General features: G+C 32.8%; 29 protein-coding genes. 26 read left to right on the top strand and 3 right to left on the bottom strand.

From position 1 onward, the window contains the following. The first annotated feature begins 38 nt into the window (after positions 1–38). Positions 39–752 carry a response regulator gene (locus K6112_06135; GenBank protein QZP17598.1) on the top strand — a complete coding sequence of 238 codons (714 nt, stop codon included), beginning with the start codon at positions 39–41 and terminating at the stop codon, positions 750–752. Then, on the top strand, positions 753–2,084 hold the full coding sequence (locus tag K6112_06130; GenBank protein QZP17597.1) for a HAMP domain-containing protein: 1,332 nt from the start codon (positions 753–755) through the stop codon (positions 2,082–2,084). A 1-nt stretch (position 2,085) separates the two neighbouring features. On the opposite strand, the gene cysG is transcribed toward K6112_06130, so the two are convergent. Beyond that, a complete protein-coding gene (gene cysG, locus K6112_06125; GenBank protein ID QZP17596.1) occupies positions 2,086–3,456 on the bottom strand; it encodes a siroheme synthase CysG in 1,371 nt (456 codons plus the stop codon). 95 nt (positions 3,457–3,551) lie between these two features. Here cysG and miaB point away from each other — a divergent pair, with 95 nt between their 5' ends. From miaB to K6112_06070, 11 genes are read left to right on the top strand one after another with little or no spacing between them, the layout of a single operon-like run. Beyond that, complete coding sequence (gene miaB / locus K6112_06120) at positions 3,552–4,874, top strand: tRNA (N6-isopentenyl adenosine(37)-C2)-methylthiotransferase MiaB (GenBank protein QZP17595.1); 1,323 nt, start codon at positions 3,552–3,554, stop codon at positions 4,872–4,874. A gap of 4 nt (positions 4,875–4,878) precedes the next feature. Then, positions 4,879–5,814, top strand: a complete 936-nt coding sequence (locus K6112_06115) for a PhoH family protein (protein ID QZP17594.1) — start codon at positions 4,879–4,881, stop codon at positions 5,812–5,814. A 9-nt stretch (positions 5,815–5,823) separates the two neighbouring features. Next, the gene (gene ybeY / locus K6112_06110) at positions 5,824–6,267 is read left to right on the top strand and encodes an rRNA maturation RNase YbeY (protein ID QZP17593.1); all 444 of its coding nucleotides are present in this window, start codon (positions 5,824–5,826) and stop codon (positions 6,265–6,267) included. A gap of 11 nt (positions 6,268–6,278) precedes the next feature. Then, positions 6,279–7,115 carry a CBS domain-containing protein gene (locus K6112_06105; GenBank protein ID QZP17592.1) on the top strand — a complete coding sequence of 279 codons (837 nt, stop codon included), beginning with the start codon at positions 6,279–6,281 and terminating at the stop codon, positions 7,113–7,115. A gap of 40 nt (positions 7,116–7,155) precedes the next feature. Beyond that, positions 7,156–7,557 (top strand): hypothetical protein, encoded by a 402-nt coding sequence (locus tag K6112_06100; GenBank protein QZP17591.1) that lies wholly within the window; start codon positions 7,156–7,158, stop codon positions 7,555–7,557. 58 nt (positions 7,558–7,615) lie between these two features. After that, positions 7,616–9,118 (top strand): apolipoprotein N-acyltransferase, encoded by a 1,503-nt coding sequence (lnt, locus tag K6112_06095; GenBank protein QZP17590.1) that lies wholly within the window; start codon positions 7,616–7,618, stop codon positions 9,116–9,118. A 21-nt stretch (positions 9,119–9,139) separates the two neighbouring features. Continuing rightward, entirely contained in the window at positions 9,140–10,066 is a 927-nt protein-coding gene (gene glyQ / locus K6112_06090; protein QZP17589.1) for a glycine--tRNA ligase subunit alpha, read from the top strand. After that, positions 10,032–12,146: a glycine--tRNA ligase subunit beta gene (glyS, locus tag K6112_06085; GenBank protein ID QZP17588.1), complete on the top strand. Its 2,115-nt coding sequence runs from the start codon at positions 10,032–10,034 to the stop codon at positions 12,144–12,146. Before glyQ ends, glyS begins: the two co-directional genes overlap by 35 nt. Before the next feature lies 1 nt (position 12,147). Beyond that, the gene (gene gmhB, locus K6112_06080; protein QZP17587.1) at positions 12,148–12,687 is read left to right on the top strand and encodes a D-glycero-beta-D-manno-heptose 1,7-bisphosphate 7-phosphatase; all 540 of its coding nucleotides are present in this window, start codon (positions 12,148–12,150) and stop codon (positions 12,685–12,687) included. Positions 12,688–12,689: 2 nt separating this feature from the next. Beyond that, positions 12,690–13,394, top strand: a complete 705-nt coding sequence (locus K6112_06075) for a 1-acyl-sn-glycerol-3-phosphate acyltransferase (GenBank protein ID QZP17586.1) — start codon at positions 12,690–12,692, stop codon at positions 13,392–13,394. Continuing rightward, positions 13,387–14,112, top strand: coding sequence for a M48 family metallopeptidase (locus tag K6112_06070; GenBank protein ID QZP17585.1), 726 nt, complete (start codon positions 13,387–13,389; stop codon positions 14,110–14,112). The genes K6112_06075 and K6112_06070 overlap by 8 nt, the downstream gene beginning before the upstream one ends. On the opposite strand, the gene K6112_06065 is transcribed toward K6112_06070, so the two are convergent. Continuing rightward, the gene (locus K6112_06065; protein ID QZP17584.1) at positions 14,101–14,667 is read right to left on the bottom strand and encodes an SCO family protein; all 567 of its coding nucleotides are present in this window, start codon (positions 14,665–14,667) and stop codon (positions 14,101–14,103) included. The two genes, K6112_06070 and K6112_06065, sit on opposite strands and share 12 nt — an antisense overlap. Positions 14,668–14,763: 96 nt before the next feature. Here K6112_06065 and K6112_06060 point away from each other — a divergent pair, with 96 nt between their 5' ends. Further along, positions 14,764–15,699, top strand: coding sequence for a branched-chain amino acid transaminase (locus K6112_06060; GenBank protein ID QZP17583.1), 936 nt, complete (start codon positions 14,764–14,766; stop codon positions 15,697–15,699). Then, complete coding sequence (locus K6112_06055) at positions 15,689–15,865, top strand: zinc-finger domain-containing protein (GenBank protein ID QZP17582.1); 177 nt, start codon at positions 15,689–15,691, stop codon at positions 15,863–15,865. Before K6112_06060 ends, K6112_06055 begins: the two co-directional genes overlap by 11 nt. Here the strand turns inward: K6112_06055 and murI are convergent. Beyond that, on the bottom strand, positions 15,862–16,668 hold the full coding sequence (gene murI / locus K6112_06050) for a glutamate racemase (GenBank protein ID QZP17581.1): 807 nt from the start codon (positions 16,666–16,668) through the stop codon (positions 15,862–15,864). The two genes, K6112_06055 and murI, sit on opposite strands and share 4 nt — an antisense overlap. Positions 16,669–16,739: 71 nt before the next feature. Here murI and K6112_06045 point away from each other — a divergent pair, with 71 nt between their 5' ends. The 11 genes from K6112_06045 to K6112_05995 all read left to right on the top strand — a co-directional run bounded on the left by K6112_06045 (position 16,740) and on the right by K6112_05995 (position 24,854). Further along, on the top strand, positions 16,740–17,279 hold the full coding sequence (locus tag K6112_06045) for a cob(I)yrinic acid a,c-diamide adenosyltransferase (protein QZP17580.1): 540 nt from the start codon (positions 16,740–16,742) through the stop codon (positions 17,277–17,279). Between the two features lie 10 nt (positions 17,280–17,289). Then, positions 17,290–18,525, top strand: a complete 1,236-nt coding sequence (gene pcnB / locus K6112_06040) for a polynucleotide adenylyltransferase PcnB (GenBank protein QZP17579.1) — start codon at positions 17,290–17,292, stop codon at positions 18,523–18,525. Beyond that, the gene (gene folK / locus K6112_06035; GenBank protein ID QZP17578.1) at positions 18,518–18,994 is read left to right on the top strand and encodes a 2-amino-4-hydroxy-6-hydroxymethyldihydropteridine diphosphokinase; all 477 of its coding nucleotides are present in this window, start codon (positions 18,518–18,520) and stop codon (positions 18,992–18,994) included. The genes pcnB and folK overlap by 8 nt, the downstream gene beginning before the upstream one ends. Position 18,995: 1 nt before the next feature. After that, entirely contained in the window at positions 18,996–19,643 is a 648-nt protein-coding gene (locus tag K6112_06030) for a deoxynucleoside kinase (GenBank protein ID QZP17577.1), read from the top strand. Positions 19,644–19,648: 5 nt separating this feature from the next. Then, positions 19,649–20,377, top strand: a complete 729-nt coding sequence (locus K6112_06025; GenBank protein ID QZP17576.1) for a 3-methyl-2-oxobutanoate hydroxymethyltransferase — start codon at positions 19,649–19,651, stop codon at positions 20,375–20,377. Beyond that, positions 20,377–21,216 carry a pantoate--beta-alanine ligase gene (panC, locus tag K6112_06020; GenBank protein ID QZP17575.1) on the top strand — a complete coding sequence of 280 codons (840 nt, stop codon included), beginning with the start codon at positions 20,377–20,379 and terminating at the stop codon, positions 21,214–21,216. The genes K6112_06025 and panC overlap by 1 nt, the downstream gene beginning before the upstream one ends. A gap of 45 nt (positions 21,217–21,261) precedes the next feature. Next, the gene (locus tag K6112_06015; GenBank protein ID QZP17574.1) at positions 21,262–21,642 is read left to right on the top strand and encodes an aspartate 1-decarboxylase; all 381 of its coding nucleotides are present in this window, start codon (positions 21,262–21,264) and stop codon (positions 21,640–21,642) included. A gap of 2 nt (positions 21,643–21,644) precedes the next feature. Next, a complete protein-coding gene (gene rsfS, locus K6112_06010) occupies positions 21,645–21,968 on the top strand; it encodes a ribosome silencing factor (GenBank protein ID QZP17573.1) in 324 nt (107 codons plus the stop codon). A gap of 21 nt (positions 21,969–21,989) precedes the next feature. Beyond that, the gene (gene rlmH / locus K6112_06005; GenBank protein ID QZP17572.1) at positions 21,990–22,451 is read left to right on the top strand and encodes a 23S rRNA (pseudouridine(1915)-N(3))-methyltransferase RlmH; all 462 of its coding nucleotides are present in this window, start codon (positions 21,990–21,992) and stop codon (positions 22,449–22,451) included. A 1-nt stretch (position 22,452) separates the two neighbouring features. Beyond that, positions 22,453–23,871 (top strand): DNA photolyase family protein, encoded by a 1,419-nt coding sequence (locus K6112_06000; protein QZP17571.1) that lies wholly within the window; start codon positions 22,453–22,455, stop codon positions 23,869–23,871. 92 nt (positions 23,872–23,963) lie between these two features. Continuing rightward, positions 23,964–24,854: a VacJ family lipoprotein gene (locus K6112_05995; protein ID QZP17570.1), complete on the top strand. Its 891-nt coding sequence runs from the start codon at positions 23,964–23,966 to the stop codon at positions 24,852–24,854. Position 24,855: the final 1 nt, after the last annotated feature.

Here is a 24,855-nt window from a genome sequence, read left to right as displayed (position 1 = left end):
AGCATATTATATATAGTAATTATAATCATATAGACACTATGGCAGAGAACAAACCAAACATTGCACTTGTTGATGATGACCCAAAAATACTTGAGCTCACTGCAAAATATCTTACTGACCAAAATTTAAACGTTTTTACAGCTGATAGTGGCTCTTCCCTTGATAAGATTGTTGATACTAACGATATTGATTTAATTGTTCTTGATTTAATGATGCCTGAAGAATCAGGTCTAAATCTGTGCCAAAGATATAGGGCAAAGAATATCAATGTGCCGATCATCATGCTTACCGCCAAAGGGGATGAGGTTGATCGGATTGTTGGGCTTGAAATGGGAGCAGATGATTATCTTCCAAAACCTTTTAGTCCTCGAGAACTTTTAGCGCGTATTAATGCAATCATCAGAAGACAAACAACACTGGGGGCTCCATCTCCAAAACAAGTAGTTCGTTTCGGTTCATTCGAATTTGATACAGAAAACCGAAATCTTTCTCATGAAGGTAAAAATATTTCTATTACAGCCGGTGAGTTTGATTTATTAAAAGTTTTCACTGATCATGCAAAACAACCTTTGTCCAGAGATAGAATAATGCAATTAGCTAAGGGAAAAGAGTTGGATGTTTTTGATAGAAGTATTGATGTACAAATTTCACGTATTAGAAGATTAATTGAAGACAATCCTAATAAACCAAAATACCTCCAAACTAAATGGGGGTATGGCTATATCTTTGATCCTGATGGAGAAGTTCAGTAATTGAAATACTTACCAAAGAGTCTTCTTACCAGGATTTCTTTAATAATTGCATTATTATTGATCACCACACAGCTCGTATCACTTAAAATTTTTGATATCTATGAAAGAGAGCCGCGTGCAGAGGCTCTTGCTTTAGAAATATCTACCATAGTCAACTTTACCAAAGCATCAATGGCAGCATCTGCGACGGACAAAAGAGTTCAACTCTTGAACGAGCTTTCAACTATGGGAAACGTCAGGATATATCCCGCTCACTTCTTTGAGCAAATTGAGCCAATACCAGATGACCCATTTCTTCAGCTTGTTATCAAAAAAGTTACCCAAAGACTGCCTCTTGGAACGCTTATTGCTATTAATCATTTTTCAATTGAAGGAATATGGGTCAGTTTTGAGTTAAATAGCGAGTTATTTTGGGTTGTGATCCCCCGCACAATTGTAGATAGACCCTTTCCGTGGCACTGGATAGGTTGGGGAACTATTATCGCCTTAATCGCACTTGTTGCCGCCTATATGACAACTGAAAGAATCAATAGGCGCTTGAACAGACTAATTGAAGCAGCAGAAAGTGTTCGAAAGGACTTGTCTCCTGAAAAACTTCCTCATGATAATTTGGTTGAATTTAGCGATTTAAATGTAGCTTTTAATGAAATGTTAGCTAACTTAAAAAAAGCAAGCCAAGAGAGAAAGTTTTTGCTTGCAAGCGTATCTCACGATATTAGAACACCCTTAACTCGCCTAAGAATCGCATCTGAGATGCTTCCAGAAAAGTCAGATGATTTAAAGAAGAGTATGGAAGAGGATATTCTAGAAATAAACAACATTCTTAACCAATTTCTTGATTTTGCTCGAGGCTTCGAAGATGAGCCTAAAATTCCAGTTAATTTAGGTAAATTTTTAAATAACATACAAGTAAAGCATCTAAGAATGGGTCAGAAATTTATATTAAGAAAGAAGAATATAAAAACTGATATACCAAAAAAACTCTTTATTGACTTGAGACCATTGGCATTGCAAAGGTGTTTAGATAATTTAATTAATAATGCTTTCTTTTATGCAAAAGGAAAAGTTGTTCTTATTGCTACCCTCGAGGAAGAATCTTTTACCATAAGTGTGGTTGACGATGGTCCCGGGATCCCTGATAAAGAGCTAGAAAGACTATTAAAGCCATTTGAACGCCTCGATGAAGCTAGAGGTAATGAAGGCGGATGTGGCTTAGGTTTATCGATTGCCGATAGAATTGCAAAAGCTCATGATGGTAAATTAGAGTTAATCTCAAATAAAAAAGATAAAGGGCTCGAAGCGAAAATTACAATTCCAATAATCAGAGCGTAGATTACTTAAACCATTTAAGCTGATCTCTTAATTTTACTACCTCGCCAATAATAACCAATGCAGGTGATTTTATCTTTGAACGAACCACCTTACCTTTTATATTTCCAATATTACCTACAATTACTCTTTGTGCACTTGTTGTCCCACTTTGAATTACGGCAACCGGCATTGTTTTATTTTGGCCATGTCCAACAAGCTCTTTTATAAAGTCAGGCAGACTGAGAAGCCCCATATAAATGACAAGAGTTTGTTTTTCTGTTACTAATTTTGGCCAATCAAAATCAATTTTGCCATCCTTAAAGTGACCTGTTAAAAATAAACAGCTTTGGGCATAGTCTCTATGCGTCAGAGGAATTCCTGCATAAGCAGCAACTCCATTGGCAGCTGAAATACCGGGGACAACTTGAAAATTTATCTTATGTGACATAAGCGACTCAATTTCCTCGCCACCCCTGCCAAAAATGAATGGGTCGCCTCCTTTAAGCCTTAAAACTTTTTTACCTTTTTTAGCATATTTCACTAGTAGATCATTGATTTTTTCTTGGCTAAATGTATGTTGATCTCTTTTTTTACCAGCAAAAATCATATCGGCATCTCGCCGAACTAATTCAATCACTTGGTCAGAGACTAAATTGTCAAAAATACAAACATCACATTTTTGCATTAAATGCAGAGCCCTTATTGTTAATAAATCTCTCTCTCCAGGCCCCGCACCAACTAAATAAACCTCCCCTGTATTATTTTTCATGCTACGAAGTAATGAATTAAATTTTTTAGTTAAGGTTTTATTTTGATTTAAAAAAGATTGAATATTTTCAACATCAAAGAACTTCTCCCAAAAGATTCTTCTTTTGTTATTTATTTTGATAGATTTTTTAACCTTATCTCTTAAGCTCCCTGCTAAATCTACTAGATCCTTATAAGCATCAGGAATCATCATCTCAATTTTTTCTCTTAATTGCCTTACTAATACTGGCGCTTTTCCACTGCTAGAAATAGAAACAACTAGTGATCCTCTTTCAACAATTGAACCCATTGTAAAAGTACATAATGCAGGTTGATCAACGACATTGACTGGGATTTTTTTCTTCCCCCCGATTTGTGCAATTTGTTTATTAAGTAATTTATTATTTGTCGCAGCAATAATAATTATTGGAAATTCGATATCATTGGGATGAAAATCTTTTTGGATAATATCTATCGAATACCTATCTTTAAGGTCTAAAATTTCTTCACAAAAATTCTTTGCCACTACCTTTAAATTAGGTTTTGACTTAATCAATAATTTGATTTTTCTTAAAGCAATATCTCCCCCACCAATTACTAAAACTGGTTTATTTTTAATTTCTAAAAATATCGGGAAGTTGTCCATAGCAAAATGTTACTCTATTAAAGGTGTTATATACATAGGTCTTGTATGCAAAAAAAGTTATAATCCAAAGTCTTAAAATTATATTTTAATAAAACATGTCAAAAAAAGTATTTGTAAAGTCTTTTGGTTGTCAGATGAATGAGTATGATTCTGAAAAAATTGAAGATATCTTAGGTTCAAAAAAGCATTTATCACAAACAGATTCACCAGAGGATGCAGATTTAATTGTTCTAAATACTTGCTCCGTTAGGGAAAAGGCAGAGGTTAAGCTTTTCAGCGATTTGGGAAGATATAGAAAACTAAAAGAAACAAAGCCGCATATACAAATTGCTGTAGGGGGTTGTGTTGCGAGCCAAGAAGGTGAGGAAATAATTAAACGTGCACCCTATGTAGATGCTGTATTTGGGCCACAAACTCTACACAGATTACCTGAGCTTATTAATTTAAGAGAAGTAACAGGTAAGCCACAAATAGATATCTCATTCCCAGAAATAGAAAAGTTTGATAACTTGCCTACATCCAAAAGTAAAAATCCTTCTGCAATGGTTTCAATCATGGAGGGTTGTAGTAAGTACTGCTCTTTTTGTGTCGTTCCTTATACAAGAGGAGAGGAGATTTCAAGGCCATTAGACGATATCATCACCGAAATCATCCAACTTACCCTGCAAGGAGCATCTGAAATTATACTTTTAGGCCAAAATGTGAATGGTTATAGAGGGCTGATGAGTAACGGAAAAATTGCAAACTTTGCATCCCTGATTGAATACATATCAGAAATTGAAGAAGTAAAAAGAATACGGTTTACAACCAGCCATCCAAATGAAATGAATGATCACCTAATTGACTGTTTTGGGAACATCAAAAAATTAGCCAATCACCTTCACCTACCCATTCAATCTGGTTCAGACAAAGTGTTGATGGCAATGAAGAGGAACTACACAACTTTGGAATATAAGTCGATTATAAAAAAACTTAGAAAAAAAATACCTAATGTTTCATTAACTACAGATCTAATTATCGGCTTTCCTACTGAGACAACAAATGATTTTAATTTAACTAAAAAATTATTTACTGAGCTTGATTTTGATTACTCATTCAGCTTTATTTATAGCAAAAGACCTGGTACACCTGCAGCGTATCTTAAAGATGAAACGACAAATGAAGAAAAACTTGAGCGCTTACATGAAATTCAGGCAATAAATATTTCTCAGGGTGAGTGTTACACAAAGAAAATGATCGGGACCACTCAAAGAGTTCTAATTGATCATTTTTCAAAAAAGAAACCAGGGGTCTTATTGGGGAAAACTGATAACAACAGAATTATTGAATTCAAAGAGTCAAAAGATTTATTGAACAAGTTTGTCAACGTAAAAGTGATGAAAATTTTAGGTAAATCTCTTGTTGGAGAATTAGTTTAGGCAAATGAAAACAGAATTAAATCTTTCACCTCAAGACAACAAAAAACTCGCGAACTTATGTGGTCCACTTGATGAAAATATTTCACAAATAAGTGTTGGGTTAGATGTAAAGATAAATAGAAAAAATTCTTTATTTGTTCTTAATGGAGATGAGAAAAAAGTTTTACTTGCATCTCAATTGCTTGAAAGTATCTACTTAAGAGCAACAAGGGCTATCTTGCCTGAAGATATTCAATTAAGCCTTGTGGAGCTAAATCAAAAAGTAAACGGTAATACGCAAGGCTCACCCCAACTTCATACCTTAAAAGCTGACTTACAAGGTCGTACACCCATGCAAGTTAGCTATCTTAATAATATACAATCAAATGATATCAATTTTGGTATTGGGCCTGCCGGAACAGGAAAAACATATCTTGCGGTTGCCTCTGCTGTTGATGCACTTAATAAAGAAAAGGTTAAAAGAATAGTTTTAGTCAGACCGGCAGTTGAGGCCGGAGAAAATCTAGGATTTCTTCCGGGTGACCTTGCACAAAAAGTGGACCCTTACCTAAGGCCCTTATATGATGCATTATACGATTTGGCTGGTTACGATAACGTGACTAAAATGTTTGATAAAGGCATATTAGAGGTCGCTCCTTTAGCTTATATGAGAGGAAGGACACTCAACCAAAGCTTTATTATTCTTGATGAAGCACAAAATACAACGCCGGAACAAATGAAGATGTTTTTAACCCGTATAGGCTTTGGGACAAAGGCTGTAATAACTGGTGATGTCACTCAAATTGACCTTGCAAAATCTCAAAAGAGTGGTCTGATAGAAATACAAAGAATTTTAAAATCTGTGAAAGGTATCGAATTCAATTTCTTTACTTCTGTGGATGTTGTTCGTCACCCATTAGTGCAAAAAATTATTAATGCTTATGAGAAATTTAAACTCTAAAATTTTAAAATGAAGTTTAAAAATTTATTTTCTGTATTCATTCAGGATACAGTTCACAAAAGAAAACAATTAACAAAAAAGCAATGCGAGGAATGGTTAGACCTTGTAGCAAAAAAACAAAGTAAAATTACGCTCAGAATTGTTAGTGAAAATGAATCAAAAAAATTAAACAATCAATTTAGAAATAAAGATGTGCCTACAAATGTCTTATCTTTTCTTATGCAGGAAGATCCAATTGAAGGAGATTTGATATTATGTCATCCTGTTATAAAGAAGGAGGCAAAAGCCCAAAATAAAAAAATCCAAGATCATTACGCACATCTTATTATCCATGGATATCTGCATCTTTTAGGATATGATCACCAGAATAATGTAGATGCTGATAAAATGGAAAAGATGGAAAGAAAAATACTAAGTAAATTCAATATCAATGACCCATATAAAGACTATTAATAGTTGAATTCATGAAAAGAAAAAGAATAAAAATTGGATCTCAATTAAGAAACCTTTTATTAAAACCAAGAGATAAAAAACAACTTGGAGAACTTTTAAAGTCCGCTTTTGATAAAAATATGATTGATGCAGATGCATTAATGATGATCGAAGGTGTGCTAAATGTATCAGATATGCAGGTCAGAGATATTATGCGACCTAGATCACAAATTGATGCTATCGATGTATCGAATAAGCCTGAAGAATTCATTCCATTTGTAATAGAAACTGCGCATACGAGATTTCCTGTTTTTGAAGAAAGCATCAATAACATAATTGGCATTCTTCTCGCTAAAGATCTACTTAAGCTCACATCTAAACATGAATTTGAAACTCGAGATATTTTAAGGCCTCCCATATTTATTCCTGAGTCTAAAAGATTAAATGTTTTACTGAAGGAATTTAGAACGAAACGAAACCACATCGCAATTGTTGTAGACGAACACGGTGGTGTAGCTGGCATGGTTACAATTGAAGATGTGCTTGAGCAAATTGTAGGTGATATCGAAGACGAGTTTGATTACGATGAAACTGAAGGTAATATAGTCGAAGAGAATCAGAGGCAATTTCGAGTTAAAGCAACCACAGAAATTTCAGATTTTAATAGTTTCTTTGCCACCTCCTATGAAGATAATGATTTTTCGACGATTGGTGGCTTGGTGACACATAAATTTGGTTATCTACCGGAAAATGATGAAAAAATTTCATTTGATGGCCTTGATATAACTATCATACGTTCAGATAGCAGGCAAATCCACTCTATTCAGATCAATATTGCTGAAGCAAAAAGAAATGTGGAACTTAAATAAATACCTAGCACTCTACCTATTTTAAAATGGATATCATCCTATGAAAATTATTATCGCTTTACTCTCAATTTTTTTTATCTCTTTTTCAAATGCCGACGAACAACAAGCTGATATCGAAAACCCAATCATAGAAGAAATGCCCACTGATTATTTGGAGTTTGCCAATGTCATTGGACTTTTAAAACCAGAAGAAATTATTGGCCTTATTGGGGAGCCTGCTAAAAAATTAGACTTAAAGATGAAATCATCCAATGAAGTCATAGCAAGCTCATGGTATTACCACAACCTTAATACTGATGGTAGTGGTAACTACTTTCCTACCACGGAACTAGATATAATCGACGGATACGTTGAATCAGTTGTATTTTTAAATGACGTAGATGAAAATTCAAATTTTGAAGGCAAAAAGTTCGATACCAAGAAACCTGATAGTTTGTTTTAATTTTTACAAGATTAATAACTAGGTTAAAGTACTATTTTACTAATTGAAATAGTACGCTTTGACCTTTTTATTCAAACAAGCCTTTGATACATCTTTTCTCATTCTTGGAAGTTTCCTTGTTTTAAGTTTTTCCCCGTTTAATTTTTATCTCATCCCCCCGCTTGTATTTACCATTTTTTTTTGGTTAATCCATAAAAATAATCTGCCCCTCAAAGAATGTCTTCTTTTTGGATTAGGTTTATTTATTTTTGGAATTTATTGGATATATATCTGCCTCCAAAGATTTGGGGGCATGCCAGAAAGTTTAGCAATACTCTCAACCTTGAGTTTATGTTTATTTCTATCCCTTTTTTTTCTGTCCCTTTCAGTTTTTCCAAAATTTAAAAATCAACCTCTCTTAGTCCCAGCAATTTTCACACTAGTTGAATGGGTTCGCTCTTGGATCTTTACAGGTTTTCCATGGTTAACTCTTGGTTATTCTCAAGTTGAGGGAAGCCCTTTGGCTGGCTATATTCCTATTATAGGTATCTATGGTGTTAGCTTCCTTCTAATATTAACCTCGCATCTCTTATTTCTTTTGTTACTAAAAGCTAATCTACGTTTATGGATTATTTTTTTAATCATTATTATTTGGGGTGGAGGTCATTTTCTAAAAAAGATTGAATGGACAGAGCCAAATGGAAGCTCTATTGAAGTTACATTATTACAGGGCAATGTAAAGCAAGATGAAAAGTGGGATCAAACTAAAATTAAAAAAATATTAAATAAGTATGAAAGTTTAATTTTAAAAAGTAATTCTCCCCTGACTGTTTTACCAGAAACCGCAATACCACTTTTACTTGAATATATCCCATCAAGTTATTTAAATAAAATTAAAGGACATATGAACAAAATTGACGGAAATCTAATTTTAGGTGTCATCGAAAGGGAAGATGTTGGCGTTTATAACTCTGCAGTTTCTTATGGCGAAGATGAATCACAGAAATATAGAAAATATCATTTAGTCCCTTTTGGAGAATATGTACCACTAAGAAATATTTTTGGTTTCATTTATGAAGATTTACTAAACATGCCATTTAATGATTTATCAAGAGGTGAGAGAAAACAGCTTCCAATGAAGTTTGATCAACAAAAAATAGCAATAAATATTTGCTATGAAGATGTATTTGGGAATGAAATTATTCGTCAATTACCTAACGCAAATATTTTGTTAAATATGAGTAATGATGCATGGTATGGACATTCAATTGCTGCCGAACAACATTTACAAATTTCACAAGCAAGAGCCATTGAAACGGGAAGGATGATGCTTCGAGCGACAAATACTGGCGTCACTGCTTTTATCAATGAAAAAGGTAAGGTCATGAATAAACTTCCCCAATTTCAAAGTGGGTCACTTACTCAGAATGTACAGGGTTTTAATGGAAGTACGCCATTTATAAAATATGGTCATTTTCCAATTTTAATTCTATGTTTTTTAATTACCTCAATTACCTTGTTGCGAGAAAAATTAATTAGTAAGTTTCTTGCTGTGATTAAGAAACAACGTAAAATACGTTGATAATTAATTAAAATTAAAAAAATGCTTAACTTCCAAGAAATTATTTTTAAGCTTCAGGAATATTGGAGTAATCAAGGATGCGCCATCATTCAGCCCTATGATATGGAAGTTGGTGCCGGAACCTCACATACCGCCACATTTTTAAAGTCGATTGGGCCTGAGCCATGGAAAGCTGCCTATGTACAGCCAAGTAGAAGGCCAAAAGATGGACGTTATGGTGAAAATCCAAATCGTCTGCAGCACTATTATCAATTTCAAGTTGCGTTAAAACCTGCACCAGAAAATATTGTGGATCTTTATATGTCATCTATTCAGAGCCTTGGTATTGATCTTAATAAAAATGATATCCGCCTAGTAGAAGATAACTGGGAAAATCCAACACTAGGAGCCTGGGGCTTAGGGTGGGAGGTTTGGTTAAATGGAATGGAGATCACTCAATTTACTTATTTCCAGCAGGTAGGTGGGATTACATGTAAGCCAATCACGGGTGAAATTACTTATGGATTAGAAAGGCTCGCTATGTATATTCAAAATGTAGATAGTGTTTACGATATTCAATGGACAGATGGAATTAGCTATGGTGATGTTTTCTTACAAAATGAAAAAGAACAGAGTAGTTACAACTTTAAATTCAGTGATAGTGAATTTCTATTAAAGGCTTTTGCCTCCCACTCTAAACAAGCAAATAAACTTGTAGAAGAAAACCTTGCATTACCTGCCTACGAGCAAGTTTTAAAATCAGCGCATACATTTAATTTATTAGATGCTCGAGGGGTCATAAGCGTTACAGAAAGAGCTGACTATATTGGAAAAATAAGAGATATTTCTAGAAATGTTGCTAGCGCATACTTATTGAGCAGAAAAAAATTAGGCTTTCCCATGGCAGATAAAAGCCATGCTAAAGAAGCGATAAGTGAACTTGATAAAAAAAGTGATTCAAGTGGTTAAAGATAATTTACTAATAGAACTTTTCACAGAGGAGTTACCGCCTGATTCGCTCGAATCTTTTAGTCAACAGTTCGGTGAAGCCATAGCATCAGAACTTATCTCAAGTAATTTAGTAACTAGGAGTGATTTTCAAACATTTGCTACGCCAAGAAGAATTGCTGTAAAAATTAAATCAGTAAAAGATGAAGCAGAGGACGAAGAAAAGCTGATTAAACTAATGCCCTACTCTGTAGGCTTTGATGAAAATAATAAACCAACACAACCATTAATAAAAAAAATAAGTTCTATCGATGAAGCAATTAAAACTGAAGATCTTGAAATTAAAGAAGATAAAGGTCAAAAATTTATTTATGTTACAAAAAAATTAAAAGGTTTAAAGCTTGAAGACTCTTTGAACGATATTATCAATAATTCAATTCAAAAATTAGCAATAAAAAAAGTGATGAGTTATCAACTTAAAGACGGATGGACATCAGTCAACTTTGCTAGACCAATGAGGAGTTTAATTGTACTTCATGGAAAAAAAGTATTAAATGCAAGTGTTCTTGGCTGCAAGTCATCAAATACAACACGAGGCCATAGGTTTGAATCCAATAAAGAAACTATCATAATCAAGCATGCTGATGATTATGAAAAAACTTTAGAGTCAGATGGTAACGTAATTGCATGCTTTAATAATCGTAAAACTAAGATTAAAAAGGATATAAAAGATACTCTCACTAAACTTGGTAAAGATTTTTTTATTACTGAAGATGAAGCTTTAATTGATGAGGTGACATCTCTTGTCGAAATGCCAAATATTTTAATTGGTAACTTTGAAGATAAATATCTTTCTATCCCAGAAGAATGTCTCACATTAACGATGAAGACAAACCAAAAATACTTCCCTATTTTCAATAAAAATGATGGCCTAACAAATAGTTTTATTATTATTTCAAATATCTCACCAAAAAATTCAAATCAAGTTATCCATGGTAATGAAAAAGTTATCAGGCCGCGTTTAGCGGATGCTGAATTCTTTTATGATGAAGATAAGAAGCTGGGTTTAACAAATTTTTGTGAAAAACTTAAAAACGTTATCTACCATCACAAGCTAGGATCACAAAAAGATCGGACAGAGAGGGTTAATCAAAAACTACAGTACTTAACCAAAAATTTAAATTTAGAATTTAATATTGATCTAATGGAGTTAAGTCTTTTTTCTAAAGCAGACCTTTTAAGCCTTATGGTAGGTGAATTCCCAAAACTACAAGGAATAATGGGGCGCTACTATGCACTTAACGAAAATAAAAATGAAAGTTTTGCCAATGCGATTGAAGATCACTATAAACCAAGATTCTCTAATGATTCACTACCAAGAGATGAGTTAGGTTTTATGCTTGCAATTGCTGATAAATTTACAACCCTGATTGATTTATTTTCTATAAATGAAATTCCCACAGGCGAAAAAGATCCCTTTGGCTTAAGGAGAAACGCTATAGGCGTGATAAGAATAATTATAGAAAAAAAATTGCCAGTTAATCTAAATAAATTAATCGATGACTTCATAGATAAAAATGATTCTGCTAGGATAAGTTTGACTAATTTTCTCTATGAGAGACTTTTCAACTACCTTAAAGACCTTGGTTATTCCAATGAGATAGTTGATGCACTCATATCTTCAAGACCAGAAAAAATTTATGATATTTTAGAACGCTTAGAGGCAATCTCTGAATTTGTAAAACTCAAGGAATCTGAGACACTCTCATCAGCAAATAAACGGGTATCTAATATCCTCAAAAAAGCAGACAAAATTTCCATTAACCCTATTGATGAAAATCTCCTCATAGAAAATGAAGAAATTATGCTTCATAAAGTTTTGTTAGATCTTGAGCCAAAAATTAATCAATGTTTAATTAAGAATGATTTTATAAGTGCATTAAAAAATTTAGTCATTTTAAATACGCCAATAAATAATTTCTTTGAAAAAGTGATGGTAAATGCTGATAATTCCAAAATCAAAAATAATCGATATAGCCTGCTGTTCAATTTAAGACAAAATTTAAACTGTGTTGCTGATATTTCTAAATTAGCCTCTTGAGATGAAATTAGTGATATTGGATAGAGACGGCGTTATCAATAAAGACAGCATTCATTCCATAAAAACTCCTGAGGAGTGGATCCCCATAGAAGGAAGCCTTGAAGCAATTAGTTTATTGAATAAAAATGGATATACTGTGGTTGTGGCAACAAATCAAAGTGCTGTTGGTAAAAAATTAATTAGTAATGTTACCTTAGATAATATTCATAAAAAAATGCAAGATTTGCTAAATAAAAAAAGGAGCAAGATTGATAAAATTTTTTATTGCCCTCATGTTGAAGAAGATGACTGCGCATGCAGAAAACCAAAAACTGGATTAATGCAAAAAATAAAAGAACACTACAGTATTAATTTAGAAAAAATACCTGCTATTGGCGATTCAACAAGAGACTTAGAGGCTTATTCAAAATCTGAGGCCCAACCTATTCTTGTCAGAACAGGTAATGGAAAGGATGTTGAAAAAAAGAAATCCTTCCCACGCAATACCTTAATTTTTGATAATCTTCTAGAGGCTGCCAAATTTATTATTAAAATGGAATAGTAATGTTATTAAGATCGATATTATTTCAGTTGGGTATGTGGATTTTTACAATTCCATTTACATTGCTTTCAATACTCACCTTCCCAGCTTCGCCGATGCATCGCTATAAATTTATTTCTTTATGGGCCAAAACAATGTTGGTTTGGTTGAAATGGACATGCAACATCACATTTAGGATAAAAGGCCAAGAAAATATTCCTAAAAATCCCTGCATAATTTTATCTAAACATCAATCAGCCTGGGAAACGTTAGCATTTCAAAAAATTTTTCCACCTCAGGTGTGGGTGATGAAACGTGAATTATTATTTGTCCCTTTTTTTGGATGGGGTTTAGCGATGACTTCACCCATTGCCATTGACCGATCGTTAGGTAAAAAATCATTAAATCAAATGCTAGAACAAGGTCTTGATCGAATTAGAAAAGGATTCTGTATTGTTATCTTCCCTGAAGGCACAAGGATCAAACCTAAAGAAATTGGCAAGTATCATATCGGCGGTGCCTGGTTAGCATCGCAAACTAAAATACCTATCCTCCCTGTCGCACATAATGCAGGTTTTTTCTGGCCAAAAAATTCTATTATTAAAAAATCAGGAGTCATTACTGTTTCGATAGGAAAAGTAATTTCAAGTGATACAGCAAAGGCTGACAAAATAAATCAAGAAACAAAAGACTGGATAGAAAAAGAAATGTTAAAGATAAATGTTTAACTTTAATTCAAAAAAAATTGTTGAATTTCCATTATCAAACGATAAATCATTAAAATATCAGTTAATTAAAAAATCTAAAAAAACATTAAGTTTAAAAATTACCGAAAATGGCTTGATCGTAAGCGCACCCTTTTACATGACAGAAAGAAAAATTAATCAGCTCATATCATTAAAAATAAATTGGATTAAAAAAAAATTAGCACTTATAGAGCCTCAAAAGAAAAAACTCATTATTGAAAATGGCACTAAATTTAATCTACTTGGAAAAAAGATTCGACTTTCCCTATTCCAAGGTAAAAATAAAATAGAATGGCGCGACACAGAGAGCTTAAATATTTACTTCAAAGACCCTTCTGACCAAGAAAAAATTAAAACTTTTTTTATAAAGTGGTTAAAAGAGACAGCGCTAGACTATTTTTCACAAAGAGCCTACGAAATTTCAAAAATTAACTCAATCCCCTCAAATTCAATACTACTTTCGAATGCAAAAACTAGGTGGGGAACATGTAACAGTAAGACTGAGGTCAGAATAAATTGGCGGCTTATTCAAGCAGATCCTTATGTCATAGACTATGTTATCTGTCATGAGTTTGCCCATTTAACTCACATGGACCATTCAAGAAATTTTTGGAATTTAGTAAAAAAAATTAACCCAGATTATAAATTAGCTGAAAATTTTTTAAAGAATAAAGGTTTTAGCCTTTATTCACTCGATTAGCTTCTTTATATCCTCAACAATACCTTCAATTTTGAATCCATAGGGATAGCGAATCCTAACATCGCCCTCTTTATCAACCATATATATTGCTGAGGAATGGTCAATGGTATAGCTATCTTCTTCCCCAACTTTCAACCTAAAGATTTTATATTGCCGGGCGGTTTTTTCTATATCATCTATACTACCGGTTAACCCGATAAAAGACTTATTAAACGATGCTAAATAATCTTTTAGTACTGCTTGGGTATCTCTATCTGGATCCAATGTCACAAATAATACTTTAAAATTTTTATCATTAATTCTTTTATCGATTTCTTTTAATTCAACTAAAGTAGTTGGGCAGATATCTGGACAATTGGCAAAGCCAAAAAATATTGCAACAACTTCCCCCCTAAAGTCAGCTAATGTTTTATTTTTACCGTATTGATCGGTCAGGTTAAAATTCCCATTAATTTTTGCTTTTGTTATATCAGAACCATTAAAGTTATTTTTTTTATCTCCGGAACAAGAACATAATAAGCATGCCAAAAGGATCAAATATAAAAATTTATTCATAGAAAGTTTCTCAAAAATGACTTTTCATTTTATCATGCTAATCTAATTGCAAATTTTATAATAAATTTGAATTAAATTATTTAAAAAAGGGTTTTTATGGCAATACCGCAATCAATGGAAAATAAAGATGGGTTTATCTGGTATGACGATAAATTTGTAGACTGGCGTGAGGCAAAGACACATGTTTTGACGCACACGCTTCACTATGGGCTTGGTGTTTTTGAGGGGGTGAGAGCTTATAAAACAAAAAATGGGCCGGCGATATTCAGATTGAATGAACATACGGATAGATTATTTAATTCTGCCCATATTATGAATATGAAAATTCCTTTTTCAAAGTCGCAAGTTATTGATGCGCAAAAAAACTCTGTCTCTAAAAACAATTTAAAATCTGCTTATATCAGACCGATGGCTTTCTATGGCGCAGAGGAAATGGGCATATCAGCAGATAAGCTATCTACTCATTTAATCGTTGCCGCATGGGAGTGGGGTGCTTATATGGGTCAGGAGGCTATTGATAATGGCATACAGGTTAAGACTTCCTCTTACTCAAGGCACCATGTAAACGTTACTATGTGTAAAGCAAAAGCTAATGGTAACTATATGAATTCAATATTAGCCCACCACGAAGCTAAAACTGATGGTTACGATGAGGCGCTATTGCTTGACACGCAAGGGTTTGTTACTGAGGGAACTGGAGAAAATTTCTTCTTAATTAAAAATGGTAAGTTAGTTACACCAAGTTTAAATAGTGCACTCGAGGGTATTACGAGAGATACAATAATAATCATCGCCAAAGATTTAGGTATAGAGGTAATTGAAAAAAATATCACTCGTGATGAGGTGTATACTGCGGACGAAGCGTTTTTTACTGGAACAGCTGCTGAAGTCACCCCCATTCGAGAACTAGATAAAAGAAAGATAGGTTCTGGTACTAAAGGCAAACTTACTCATGAGCTTCAATCTTTATATTTTGATATCGTAAAAGGTTGTAACAAAAAATATAGTGATTGGTTAACCTATGTTGAGTAAAAAAATTAGAGAATTAACATTTGTCATAAAAAAAGATTTTCCAATTTATTGCCCACCCAATAATGCTGATTCATTTTCGATGCATCCTAGAGTCTATATAAATATGGATAAGAAAAAAGACGCTGCTTGCCCTTATTGCGGAAAAGTTTTTAGGCTAAGAACCTAATGCCAGCTTCGTTCTAATTTAAAACTTAAATTACTTCCAGATAGAAATTGATCAATTACTTGAAGGATATTTTTATGTTTAGTCAATATGAGCTTCATTTTTTCATCTGGCTCACTTGAATTTGCCCTCAAATTGAATTCATCTAATTTGACTCTCAATTGTCTTGCTACTGCTTCGCTCGTATCTACAATCTTAATATTTGCCCCCATAATTTTTTTTACTAAATGCTTTATATAAACAAAATGAGTGCAGCCTAAGACAATAGTATCAACACTATTTTTTTTAAAGTTAGCTAGATATTTCTCCAGTAACCCAAATAATTCTGCATCATCAAAACTTCCTCTTTCTATAGCATTTACAAGTCCTGGGCATGGTTGAACAAAAAATTTTACGTCTCCTGAGTACATTTCTAAAAGAGCAGAAAATTTTGCACTTTTTGATGTACCACTTGTAGCCAGAACGCCTACCATCTTATTTAATGTAACCTTAAGGGCGGGCTTAACTGCTGGCTCCATTCCAATTATTGGGATATTAAATCTATCACGAAGTACATTCACGGAAAATGCCGTAGCTGTGTTACAAGCAATAACAATTGCTTTTGATTTTTTTTTATTAACAAGAAAATCTGATATTAAGAGAGCTCTTTTTATTATGTCGGATTCCTTCATGTCTCCATAGGGAGAAAAAGCAGAATCTGCAATGTATATTAGGTCTTCTTGAGGTAAAAGCTTATGAATACTTTTTGCTACTGACAATCCTCCAAAACCTGAATCAAAAATACCTAAAGGGAGTTTTTTTTGCATAAATTAAAATTTAGTTTACAAAAGATAACACAAAATAATTAATTGAATAATGTAGAATACAGTTTAAAATTATGGTGAATAGATTAACACAAATTTATACTAAAACAGGCGATAAAGGTAAAACTGGACTCGGTGATGGAACTCGTGTTGAGAAATTTAGCACTCGAATTGAATGCTTAGGAAATGTTGATGAACTTAATTCAATTATAGGTTTAATTCTTACAGAAAATGTTTCGCAAACAAATATCTTAAAAAAAATTCAGCACGATCTTTTTGATATTGGAGGAGAGTTATCTATCCCAAACTATAAAAAAATTGATTTAAAAAAAGTCAACTTTCTTGAACAAGAGCTCGACCGAATGAATAATATACTCCCCCCCCTAAAAGACTTTATATTGCCGGGTGGCTCCAAAGCGGCTTCTTATTGTCATTTAGGCCGGACAGTATGCAGAAGGGTTGAAAGAAGCCTATTCCTTTTAAATGATAAGGAAGAGGTAAATAAAAACGCACTAAAATATATTAATCGTTTATCTGATTTCCTTTTTGTATTGGCTAGGTATATCAATAAAGAAAATAATGTTGATGATATTTTGTGGCAAAAAGATATCTAGTATCTAACAAATGAACTTAGCAGCTTTTCCTCAATTTTTCAAAAAAATTAATCAACTAATTAGTCCCACGAAGATAAATCATCACTTAATTAGTGATGCTGCAATTGATATCGTACTTAAGCTTCAAGAAAATGATTTTGAAGCCTATATTGTTGGTGGTGCGATAAGAGATATTTTATTAGATCACCCCCCAAAAGATTTTGATATTGCAACTAATGCAAAACCTGAAGATATAAGAAAAATCTTTAAATATTCAAGGATCATTGGGAGACGATTTAAACTAGTTCATGTTATTTATAATAGAGAAACCATCGAAGTCTCAACTTTCCGAACAGCTCCCACAGAAAAAATTCATATGAAAAATGGTATTTTAAAAGACAATGAATATGGTTCAATGTCTGAAGATATCAAACGACGTGATTTTACGATTAACGCACTTTATTACGATCCTATCAATAAAAAATTAATTGATACCTTGGATGGTAAAGGTGATATTAAAAAGAAAATAGTAAGGTTAATTGGAGATCCTCAGAAAAGGTTTGCTGAGGACCCTATAAGAGTTCTTCGAGCATTAAGGTTTACAGCTAAACTTCATATGGGTATTCATAATGATACATTGAAGCATATTAAGCCCTCAATGAATCTTCTTGAAACTATACCTCACTCAAGATTATTCGATGAAATCTTAAAGTTTTTTCTCACTGGTCATGCAAAAAAAAGTTTAATAATTTTTAGAGAATATAATCTCACAAAAAAATACTTACCCGCTATGGACTCTCTTAATCCTAGTTTCGAAAGATTTGTTTTCAAGGCTCTTGATAATTGCGACCAGCGAATAGCAAATAATAAACATATCAGCCCCGGTTTTATTTTTTCTGTATTTTTATGGCAAGATGTCTTTGAGTTATGGAAAAAAAATGAAGCAAATTACTCTCATAGTTCGCTTGCTTTAAATGATGCTATTGATAAGGTAATTATTAAACAAAATAAAATTTTCCCTATTCAAAAAAGGTTTCTTGTTGCTATGTCAGAGATATGGAGGCTTCAAATACGGTTTGAAAATTTAACACAAAAAAAAGTGTATCGTCTTTTTACACACCCCAGATTCAGAGCTGCATATGACTTTATGTTAATTCGTTCAGAAAGTGATCAATTTGACAAAAATTTAAGCCATTGGTGGGAGAAATTTGTCACCTCTGATGAAAATACAAGAAAAAAATTAATTAAAAATAAAATTTATGTCTAAAATTTATATTGCCCTTGGGAGTAATCTCGATGATCCTAGCGAACAAATTTACAAGGCTATCAATTCAATTGATGCCATTGATGATCTTTCAGTAACACATATATCCTCTCTATATAAAACTAAACCTATCGGTAAGATTGATCAACCTGATTTTATAAATGCTGCTATTGAGATAGAGGGAGATATTTCTCCTGAAAATTTGCATGCTGCATTACAAGATATAGAAACACGAGCTGGTAGAATAAGGATGGAGTTAAATGAACCACGTACGCTAGATCTTGATATTTTGTTGATTGATAACTTAATTATGAAAACAAAAAAATTAACTGTTCCACACCCACGAATGCATCAAAGGCAATTCGTTATTATTCCTCTCTTTGAAATCAATCAAAAATTAAACATCCCTGGTATTGGCCCTATAAATAAAATCTTAAAATCCCTTTCGAACCAAGGGGTCGTTAAAATCTAAAATGAATATATTTGATAAATATCCTTATATTGTTATTGAAGGTCCCATTGGATGTGGTAAATCAACACTTGCGGGTCTTTTAGCGAATCAAAACCGAGCTGCTATTTTTAATGAAAAGGCAGAAAGAAATCCTTTTTTGCCTAAATTTTATGAGGACATGAAACACTATTCATTACCTACTCAACTTTTTTTTCTCTTCCAAAGAGCTAACCAATTAGAAGAACTAAAACAAAAAGATTTTTTTAGAAATGGTGTGGTTGCTGATTTTTTCTTACAAAAAGATCCAATTTTTGCAAGACTAAATTTAGATGATGAAGAATTTAAGTTATATCAACAAATATATAAACATCTTCAACTCAAAGCTCCCGTTCCAGACTTGGTTATTTATCTCCAAACGCCTGTAGATCTTCTCAGAAAAAGAGTGGAAAAAAGAAATATTAATTACGAACAAAAAATTTCAACTGAATATCTTGAAAAAATCGCAGCTTCTTATAGTAACTACTTTCATAATCAACATAAATCTAATGTCTTGATTGTTAATAATGAAAATATTGACCTACTAGAGGATAGCTCAGCTTTGAATATGATGGTTGATAGAATTATGGGTATCACAAGTATAAGAGAATATTTTAATCCGCAGTTCATTTGACGATTATGAATAAATTAGAAAATCTTATTAAAAAAGAAAATTTAGCAATCATCTCTTGCTACGATGCCACATTCGCATCCATGCTTGCTAATACTGAGGTAGATGCCTTACTTGTTGGAGACTCATTGGGAACAAGAGTTAAAGGAGGAAGGGATACTTTAAATGTCACAATGAACGAAATTTTATACCACACACGTGCTGTCAAGAATGGAGCAAATAGCTTGCCAATTATTTCTGATATGCCAATACATTCTTATGGCACAAAATCGGCTGCATTAATTAATGCTAAAAAAATAATCGAGGCTGGAGCTGATGGTGTCAAGATGGAGGGCGGAAAGGAAATTGAAGATATCGTGAGACACCTTAACAAAGAGGAAATATTTACTTGTGGGCATATTGGTTTTACCCCGCAAACGAAAAATATTTCAGAGTTTAAATTTAAATTAGATGATTTATTAGAAGACGCAAAAATACTACAAAACGCAGGTATCTCTATGATTGTTTTGTCAATGCTTAATATTGAAGTTAGCCAAGCTATTACAACTGAGCTGGAGATACCGACTATTTCATATAAGTCCTCCAATGAATGCGCAGGAAGGGTTGAAATTTTGTATGATTTACTTGGTTTAAAGATTTCAAATACTTTGAATCCACCAAAAAAAAATACTGATAATTATATAAATTTTAATTTTAAATCTATTCAAGATTTTATAAAAAAAACTCATCTGCTTTAATGATCATTTTAAAAAATCCAAGTGAAGTAAAGTCGAATTTAGCGAATAAAAAAAATTTAGCATTAATTCCAACAATGGGTAATTTGCATGCTGGACATATTTCATTGATTAAGAAAGCCAAACATTATGCAAGTACCATTATCGTCAGTATTTTTGTAAATCCTATACAATTTACCTCTCAAAATGATTTGAGAAATTACCCAAGGACACTAACAAAAGATATCGATATTCTGAATAAACTAGAAGTAGATATTCTTTTTAATCCATCAGAAAAAGATATTTACCCATCTAATCCAACGCTTTCATATACATTGCCGCCACTAGCCAAGCAACTCTGTGGAGCATCAAGACCAGGGCACTTTGATGGTGTGATCACGATTATAGAAAAACTTTTTAGCCTCTTTAAACCAGATCATGTTTTTTTTGGAAAGAAGGATTACCAGCAACTCATGCTAATTAAACAATTTATCTCAGATAAAAATTATAAAATTAACTTTCATTCAGTTGAAACAGTCAGAGAACAAAATTCACTCGCCTTGAGCTCTAGAAATAGTCTATTAAAGTCAGAGGCAAAAAAAATAGCCTCAACACTCTTCGAAACCTTAAAAGAGTCAATAGTCGAATTAAAAAAAATTAATGATATAAATCAAGCCGAATCTTTTGCCGTAAAGAAATTAACCAGCTTAGGCTGGGCTGTTGACTATGTAGAAATAAGACGACAAACTGATTTATCAAAACCTTCAAAGAATGATAAAAATTTGGTAATTTTAGGTGCAGCAAATTACGATGATGTGAGATTAATTGATAATATAGAATTTTGCACAGATGACACTATATGACTATAATGTCACGATTTAAACCATAAAAGATATATTGAGACACTTATGCAAAGAACCATGCTCAAATCAAAACTTCATAGAGCAACTGTAACCCACTCTGAATTAGAATATGAAGGATCATGTGCTATTGATTCATCTCTTCTAAGGTCTGCTGATATCAAAGAATATGAACAAATATCGATTTATAACATTACAAATGGAGAAAGGTTCATAACTTACGCAATTAGAGCTAAAAAAGACTCAGGAATAATCTCAATTAATGGAGCAGCTGCACACAAGGCAAGTCCTGGGGACAAGCTAATTATTGCCACCTATGCAGATTACAACGAATCAGAGTTAGAAACCTATCACCCTACCTTAGTTTATTTAGATGAATCAAATAAAATGACTATCACAAAAAATTCGATTGCAATTCAAGCAGCATAAATTTGGCTTCAACATTAAGTATAAAAAAATATGTTATTTCCGCTTTAGAGGACATAAAAGCTTTTGATATAGTGTCTCTGGATGTTAAAAAATTGACATCTATTAGTGATTTTATGATTATTGCAAGTGCATCTTCAACAAGACAAACAAAAGCCCTAGCAAGAAATATTAAAGATAAAATGAGTACTTTTGGGGTTGAGGTTATGGGGATTGAGGGAGAAACTGAGGGTGATTGGGTATTAGTTGACCTCGGAGACATTATTGTCCATATCATGACACCAACAACCCGAGCTTATTTTAACCTTGAAGAGTTATGGTCAAATTAAAATATTGGATCTATTTTAAGCTTGAAAATTAAAATTATCAGCATTGGCAATAAACTTGATAGTTGGCTTCAAGAAGGAATTAAAAACTACATAAATAAATTTCCTAAGTATACAAAGATTGAATGGGTGGAAATAAAACCTGAAAAGAAATTTAGCTCTATTGGGAATAAAAAAAAGGAGGAGGCAGTTAGAATTAAAACTCATATTAAAGAGGCCCCATATATTTGCTTAGATGAAGGCGGAGTCTCTTTAACATCGGTAAATTTTTCTTCAAAGTTAAACAATTGGTTACAGAATTTTCCTACGATAATATTTGTGATTGGGGGCGCGGATGGCATCGATAAAAATTTATTACATGGAAGTTTGGAAAACATATCGCTATCTAAAATGACACTTCCTCATCAAACCGTTAAATTAATTTTAATTGAGCAACTATTCAGAGCTTTTGCAATCTTAAGTAATCATCCTTATCATCGAGAATAAAATGAATCAGAACGCTATCATTTGGTTTAGAAGAGATTTAAGGCTTTACGATAATGCTGCACTTTTTCATGCATTAAAAGATTCTGATCAGGTTTTTCCTGTATTTATTTTCGATATACAAATATTAAGTAAACTTAAAAATAAAAAAGATCGAAGAATTGAATTCATTTTGCGATCTCTTGCTGAGATCAAAAAAACTTTAAATGGAAATGGTTCGGACCTAATCGTAGAAATCGGTGACCCAGAATTTCTTATTCCAAAATTGATTTCAGAATATAAATGTAACTCATTATATATAAACAGGGATTATGAAAAATATGCACAAAATCGAGATCAAACAATCTCAAAAATTTTATTAAATAAAAAGGTCACAACCTTCACATTTAAAGATCAAGTTTTATTTGAAAATGATGAAATTTTAACGCAATCAAATAACCCGTATACAGTTTTTACACCCTATAAAAATAACCATTTAAAAAAATTAAATGAGCAAGGTATTAAACTATACAACTGTGAAAATCATAAAGACAAGTTTGCGAAATATACTTCTAAAGCATTACCGACATTAGGGGAGATTGGTTTTGAAAAAACTAATTTAGAAGATCTCGACTTACCAACTGGGACTAGCGGAGGCAAGAGCCTTCTTGAGAAATTTTATAAAAATATAAAAAATTATTCTCTAAACCGAAATTTTCCTTCCATTAGAGGAGTATCCTATCTATCCGTGCACAATCGCTTCGGAACTTTATCGATTAGGCATCTCACAAAATTATCTATTGAAGCAGATAATGACGGGGCCTCAGCGTGGTTAAGTGAGTTAATCTGGAGAGATTTTTATTTTCAAATAATTGCAAATTTCCCCCAAGTATCAGAAAAAAAATCATTTAAAATTCAGTTCGAAAACTTAGAATTTGAAAATGATGAAAAAAAATTTGAAGCATGGAGGAATGGTTTAACTGGTTTCCCAATCATTGATGCTGCAATGAAACAAATAAACCAAACTGGTTATATGCACAACCGCTTAAGGATGATTGTTTCCTCGTTCTTGGTTAAGGATTTACTCATTGATTGGAGATGGGGAGAAAAATATTTCGAAGATAACCTGATTGATTTTGATTTTTCAGCAAACAATGGTGGTTGGCAATGGGCAGCTTCGACAGGGTGTGACTCACAACCCTATTTTAGAATATTTAACCCAGTGCTTCAGTCAGAAAAATTTGATAAAGATGGTTCATTTATAAAAAAATATATTCCACAATTAGCTCCGCTATCCAGTAAAGAAATTCATCAACCATGGATATATTTTGAAAAAAATAGAGATGCATTTCCTGTTAAGCTTGGTATCGACTACCCATTTCCTATCGTTGACCATAAGAAACAAAGGGATATGGCATTGTCAATGTATAAAGCATGCAAATAGTTGTTGTTTATTAACAACATATCTGTCTATACCTTATTTTAATCTTATTTAAATGTCCCTTAATAGCAACAAACATGTCATAATCATAGGATATGCGGAATAAATTAAATTCAAAATTAATAGCACTATCCTTCATTCTTTTTTCATGCTTTATAAGCGCGGAAGAGAACCCAAAAGACCCTTATGAAGGCTTTAATCGAGGTGTTTACACATTTAATGATACGATTGATGGAGCAATTCTCAAGCCTATCGCAATGGGTTATAACTACATCACACCAGATGTGGCTAAAAAAGGGATTAACAATTTCTATAACAACATCACAGATTTCATAACTGCTGTAAATAGTTTCTTACAATTAGATTTTGAACAAGGAGTTACTGATACTGGGAGAGTTATAGTAAATACAACCATCGGCATGCTCGGCTTCATTGACGTATCTTCAACTAATGTGAATAACTATACAGATCGTAACAAACAAGATTTTGGTACAACACTTGCACGTTATGGATGGCGTGACAGTGCATACTTAGTGCTACCACTTTTTGGTCCCTCTACTTTCAGAGATGGAACTGGTTTAGCAGTTGATGGACTTTTCATTGATCCTATTGGTTATATTAATAATGTGCGATTAAGAAATACACTTTATGTTGGTAAAATTATTAACACAAGAGCTCAGCTTTTAGATGCAACAAACCTGATGGATGATGCATCAATCGACCCATATGCATTCCAAAGAGATTCATGGTTACAGATGAGAAATGCTCAGATCAATGGTAAAGACCAGATCGATTACGATAAATATTTAGACTATTTATCTGAGGATGATACATTTGATTATCTTACAGATGATGCCGTTGATACATCAAAGAATCAAAATCAAACTGAAAGCGATTCATTGTCGCACTTTGAGAATTTAAATTTTATTAAAGAAAATAAGACTAGTCAACGCCCTCTAGCATCTCACCTAGTTTCCTCCCTCTAGA

Source organism: Methylophilales bacterium, assembly GCA_019823025.1.
Classification (GTDB): domain Bacteria; phylum Pseudomonadota; class Gammaproteobacteria; order Burkholderiales; family Methylophilaceae; genus BACL14.
Note: the sequence above shows the minus strand (reverse complement) of the source record. Positions and strands in the feature narration are given on the sequence as shown.

What these genes read in the sequence shown, in the direction of transcription:
- K6112_06135 (QZP17598.1), top strand. Translation starts at nt 39, where the DNA reads ATGGCAGAGAACAAACCAAACATTGCACTTGTTGATGATGACCCAAAA.
- cysG (QZP17596.1), bottom strand. Translation starts at nt 3,456, where the DNA reads ATGGACAACTTCCCGATATTTTTAGAAATTAAAAATAAACCAGTTTTA.
- miaB (QZP17595.1), top strand. Translation starts at nt 3,552, where the DNA reads ATGTCAAAAAAAGTATTTGTAAAGTCTTTTGGTTGTCAGATGAATGAG.
- K6112_06115 (QZP17594.1), top strand. Translation starts at nt 4,879, where the DNA reads ATGAAAACAGAATTAAATCTTTCACCTCAAGACAACAAAAAACTCGCG.
- ybeY (QZP17593.1), top strand. Translation starts at nt 5,824, where the DNA reads ATGAAGTTTAAAAATTTATTTTCTGTATTCATTCAGGATACAGTTCAC.
- K6112_06105 (QZP17592.1), top strand. Translation starts at nt 6,279, where the DNA reads ATGAAAAGAAAAAGAATAAAAATTGGATCTCAATTAAGAAACCTTTTA.
- K6112_06100 (QZP17591.1), top strand. Translation starts at nt 7,156, where the DNA reads ATGAAAATTATTATCGCTTTACTCTCAATTTTTTTTATCTCTTTTTCA.
- glyQ (QZP17589.1), top strand. Translation starts at nt 9,140, where the DNA reads ATGCTTAACTTCCAAGAAATTATTTTTAAGCTTCAGGAATATTGGAGT.
- gmhB (QZP17587.1), top strand. Translation starts at nt 12,148, where the DNA reads ATGAAATTAGTGATATTGGATAGAGACGGCGTTATCAATAAAGACAGC.
- K6112_06075 (QZP17586.1), top strand. Translation starts at nt 12,690, where the DNA reads ATGTTATTAAGATCGATATTATTTCAGTTGGGTATGTGGATTTTTACA.
- K6112_06070 (QZP17585.1), top strand. Translation starts at nt 13,387, where the DNA reads ATGTTTAACTTTAATTCAAAAAAAATTGTTGAATTTCCATTATCAAAC.
- K6112_06065 (QZP17584.1), bottom strand. Translation starts at nt 14,667, where the DNA reads ATGAATAAATTTTTATATTTGATCCTTTTGGCATGCTTATTATGTTCT.
- K6112_06060 (QZP17583.1), top strand. Translation starts at nt 14,764, where the DNA reads ATGGCAATACCGCAATCAATGGAAAATAAAGATGGGTTTATCTGGTAT.
- K6112_06055 (QZP17582.1), top strand. Translation starts at nt 15,689, where the DNA reads ATGTTGAGTAAAAAAATTAGAGAATTAACATTTGTCATAAAAAAAGAT.
- murI (QZP17581.1), bottom strand. Translation starts at nt 16,668, where the DNA reads ATGCAAAAAAAACTCCCTTTAGGTATTTTTGATTCAGGTTTTGGAGGA.
- K6112_06045 (QZP17580.1), top strand. Translation starts at nt 16,740, where the DNA reads ATGGTGAATAGATTAACACAAATTTATACTAAAACAGGCGATAAAGGT.
- pcnB (QZP17579.1), top strand. Translation starts at nt 17,290, where the DNA reads ATGAACTTAGCAGCTTTTCCTCAATTTTTCAAAAAAATTAATCAACTA.
- folK (QZP17578.1), top strand. Translation starts at nt 18,518, where the DNA reads ATGTCTAAAATTTATATTGCCCTTGGGAGTAATCTCGATGATCCTAGC.
- K6112_06030 (QZP17577.1), top strand. Translation starts at nt 18,996, where the DNA reads ATGAATATATTTGATAAATATCCTTATATTGTTATTGAAGGTCCCATT.
- K6112_06025 (QZP17576.1), top strand. Translation starts at nt 19,649, where the DNA reads ATGAATAAATTAGAAAATCTTATTAAAAAAGAAAATTTAGCAATCATC.
- panC (QZP17575.1), top strand. Translation starts at nt 20,377, where the DNA reads ATGATCATTTTAAAAAATCCAAGTGAAGTAAAGTCGAATTTAGCGAAT.
- K6112_06015 (QZP17574.1), top strand. Translation starts at nt 21,262, where the DNA reads ATGCAAAGAACCATGCTCAAATCAAAACTTCATAGAGCAACTGTAACC.
- K6112_06000 (QZP17571.1), top strand. Translation starts at nt 22,453, where the DNA reads ATGAATCAGAACGCTATCATTTGGTTTAGAAGAGATTTAAGGCTTTAC.
- K6112_05995 (QZP17570.1), top strand. Translation starts at nt 23,964, where the DNA reads ATGCGGAATAAATTAAATTCAAAATTAATAGCACTATCCTTCATTCTT.